We start from the raw sequence: 2,845 nt of genomic DNA, 5'->3' as shown, positions 1-2,845 counted from the left end.
CAGCAAGGGAATCAGGCGATGATCAAGGCCTTCGTCGTGGACAATGATCGCCTGCGCGTCGTCGACGATCTCCTGGCAAACAGCGAGACCATCGTCTGGGCGGACCTGTTCAACCCGACAAAGGAAGAGGAAGCGACGATCGAGAGCTGGCTCGGCGTTGCCATTCCGACGCGCGAGGAGATGGAGGAGATCGAGATTTCGAGCCGCCTCTATGTCGAGGACGGCGCCTACTTCATGACCGCAACCCTGCCCGCGCAGACCGAGGTCGACGATCCCTTGATGTCGCCGGTCACCTTCGTGCTCGCCGGCACAAGGTTGATCACTGTGCGCTACCATGAGCCGAAGGCCTTCAAGACCTTTCCGCAGCGCGCCGAGAAGGTGGCGACCGGCTGCACCAGCGGCGACACCATCCTGATCGGCTTGCTGGAGGCGATCGTCGACCGTCTCGCCGACATTCTGGAGCGTGCCGGCCGTGACATCGAGGCGATCTCGCGCGATATCTTCGAGGCGCGATCGACCAAGGTTTCCAAGCGCAATCGCGACTTCCAGGAATTGTTGAAAGCCATCGGCCGCAAGGAGGACATCGCGTCTTCGATCCGCGACAGCCTGATCTCGCTGCAGCGCCTGGCGGGCTTTTTCGCCCATGCCTCGACCCGCACCAAGATGAGCAAGGACACCAAGGCGCGCATCAAGACGCTGTCTCGCGACGTGCTGTCACTCGCCGACCACGCCACCTTCCTGTCGCAGAAGATCTCCTTCCTGCTCGACGCGACGCTCGGCATGATCTCGATCGAGCAGAACGCCATCATCAAGATCTTTTCGGTCGCCGCCGTCATCTTCCTGCCGCCGACTTTGGTCGCCTCGATCTACGGCATGAATTTCGACGTCATCCCCGAGTTGAAATGGGAACTTGGCTATCCCTTCGCCATCGCCATGATGGTGCTGTCGGCGATCCTGCCCTTCTGGTATTTCCGCCGCCGCGGCTGGCTCTGAGTGGGCCTGTCGATCGGCTGCCACAGGCTGGCGCAGTAGAAATCGCTTGACCAAATGAACGCCGGCCTGCATCCGGAAACCCCGATCCTGAGGATCGTGGGTCGACAAGCCGGATTCCAGACCATGACCGCAGAGATAAAAACATGGGCCTATGAGGACTTCATCGAGGGTGCATCGATCGACCTCGGCTCGAAGCTCGTGAGTGCCGCCGAGATCGTCGAATTCGCCGGAGAATTCGACCCGCAGCCGATGCATCTCGACGAGGAAGCCGGCAAGGCCAGCATCCTCGGTGGGCTGGCGGCGTCGGGCTGGCACACCTGCGCCATGTTCATGCGCATGCTGTGCGATGCCTTCCTGTTGGACTCGACCTGCCAGGGCGCGCCCGGCGTCGATCAGGTCAAATGGAAGAAGCCGGTCCTGGCCGGCGATCAACTGACCGGCACCCTGGTGGTCGTTGCCAAGCGCCTGTCCAAATCGAAGCCGCAACTCGGCTTCGTTACAATGCGCAGCGAACTGTTCAACCAGCGCGGCGAAAGCGTCTTCGAGCTCGAGAACTCCGCCATGTTCCTCACGCGCGATGCCGCGGGGAGCCAAGCATGACACTGGACGAGTTCTTTCGTATCGGCACCACGGTGACGCTCGGCTCGCACACATTCGAGCCCGAGGCGATCAAGGCCTTCGCCCGCAAATACGACCCGCAGATCTTCCATACCGACGAGGAGGCCGCGAAGAAAAGCGTGCTCGGCGGGCTCTGCGCATCCGGCTGGCACACCGCCGCCACCTGGATGAAACTCAATCTCGAAAACCGCATGGACGCCGAGATCGCTGCGTGGAGCGGCCCCGGTCCGGTGCCGGAATTCGGCCCCTCGCCTGGCTTCAAGAACCTGAAATGGCTGAAGCCGGTCTATGCCGGGCAAACCATCACCTTCACGCGCACCGCGCTGTCGCACCGCCCGATTGCCTCACGCCCCGGCTGGCGGCTGCTGGCGCTGCGTTCGGAAGCTTTCGATTCGACCGGCGCCAAGGTGCTGGAGTTCGAGAGCGCCGTGCTGGTGAAGGTGGAGTAGGTTTCTTCCTTCTCCCCCTGTGGGAGAAGGTGGCCGAGCGAAGCTCGGTCGGATGAGGGGTGCTCCAGCTTGGCGCCGACGGCACTCCGTCACCCACCCCTCAACCGTCTCGGCGCTGCGCGCCGATCCACCTTCTCCCACAAGGGGAGAAGGAAGAACTGCCCCTCAATGCCCCTCGAACCCAATCAGCGTCCGCACCGGCACGCCGAGCGCCTCCAGCTTGGCACGGCCGCCGAGGTCCGGCAGGTCGATGACGAAACAGGCGGCGAGGATGTCGGCACCTATCTGGCGCAGCAGCTTGACCGCCGCTTCAGCCGTGCCGCCGGTGGCGATCAGATCGTCGACCAGGATCACTTTCTCGCCCGGAGCAACACCGTCCTTGTGCATCTCCATTTCGTCCAGCCCGTATTCCAGGCTGTAGGCGACGCGCACCGTCTCGTAGGGCAGCTTGCCCTTCTTGCGGATCGGCACGAAACCGGCCGAGAGCTGATGGGCGACGGCGCCGCCAAGGATAAAGCCGCGCGCCTCGATGCCGGCGATCTTGTCGATCTTCTGGCCGGCATAGGGATGCACCAGTTCGTCGATGGCGCGGCGGAAGGCGCGCGCATTGCCAAGCAGCGTGGTGATGTCGCGAAACAGGATGCCGGGCTTGGGATAGTCCGGAATGGTGCGGATCGCGGCAAGCAGCGTGTCTTCGAGCGAGGATTTCATGGGTCGAGATTACCTGAAACGGAGATTGTTGCGCGACAATTGTTCGATCGAGCTGCAGCCCATCAGCCTCATGC

General features: G+C 62.7%; 4 protein-coding genes. 3 read left to right on the top strand and 1 reads right to left on the bottom strand.

Translation table 11 applies throughout. The annotated features are described in order from the left end of the window. Nucleotides 1–18: 18 nt before the first annotated feature. The 3 genes from corA (at nucleotide 19) to ENZ74_RS27735 (ending at nucleotide 2,060) form a co-directional block, all read left to right on the top strand. Complete coding sequence (corA, locus tag ENZ74_RS27745; protein ID WP_023809832.1) at nucleotides 19–993, top strand: magnesium/cobalt transporter CorA; 975 nt, start codon at nucleotides 19–21, stop codon at nucleotides 991–993. Between the two features lie 123 nt (nucleotides 994–1,116). Beyond that, nucleotides 1,117–1,593 carry a MaoC family dehydratase gene (locus ENZ74_RS27740; protein WP_013529991.1) on the top strand — a complete coding sequence of 159 codons (477 nt, stop codon included), beginning with the start codon at nucleotides 1,117–1,119 and terminating at the stop codon, nucleotides 1,591–1,593. Continuing rightward, nucleotides 1,590–2,060 carry a MaoC family dehydratase gene (locus ENZ74_RS27735; RefSeq protein ID WP_063168842.1) on the top strand — a complete coding sequence of 157 codons (471 nt, stop codon included), beginning with the start codon at nucleotides 1,590–1,592 and terminating at the stop codon, nucleotides 2,058–2,060. Before ENZ74_RS27740 ends, ENZ74_RS27735 begins: the two co-directional genes overlap by 4 nt. 165 nt (nucleotides 2,061–2,225) lie before the next feature. On the opposite strand, the gene ENZ74_RS27730 is transcribed toward ENZ74_RS27735, so the two are convergent. Further along, entirely contained in the window at nucleotides 2,226–2,771 is a 546-nt protein-coding gene (locus tag ENZ74_RS27730) for an adenine phosphoribosyltransferase (RefSeq protein ID WP_013529989.1), read from the bottom strand. Nucleotides 2,772–2,845 lie beyond the last annotated feature (74 nt).

The sequence above is a fragment of the Mesorhizobium sp. M7A.F.Ca.CA.002.15.2.1 genome, from assembly GCF_003998715.1.
Taxonomy (GTDB): domain Bacteria; phylum Pseudomonadota; class Alphaproteobacteria; order Rhizobiales; family Rhizobiaceae; genus Mesorhizobium; species Mesorhizobium ciceri.
This window is presented reverse-complemented; position numbering and strand designations above follow the sequence as displayed.

Bases quoted from the DNA above. Each gene is read 5' to 3' on its own strand.
- corA (WP_023809832.1), top strand. From the start codon at position 19: ATGATCAAGGCCTTCGTCGTGGACAATGATCGCCTGCGCGTCGTCGAC.
- ENZ74_RS27740 (WP_013529991.1), top strand. From the start codon at position 1,117: ATGACCGCAGAGATAAAAACATGGGCCTATGAGGACTTCATCGAGGGT.
- ENZ74_RS27735 (WP_063168842.1), top strand. From the start codon at position 1,590: ATGACACTGGACGAGTTCTTTCGTATCGGCACCACGGTGACGCTCGGC.
- ENZ74_RS27730 (WP_013529989.1), bottom strand. From the start codon at position 2,771: ATGAAATCCTCGCTCGAAGACACGCTGCTTGCCGCGATCCGCACCATT.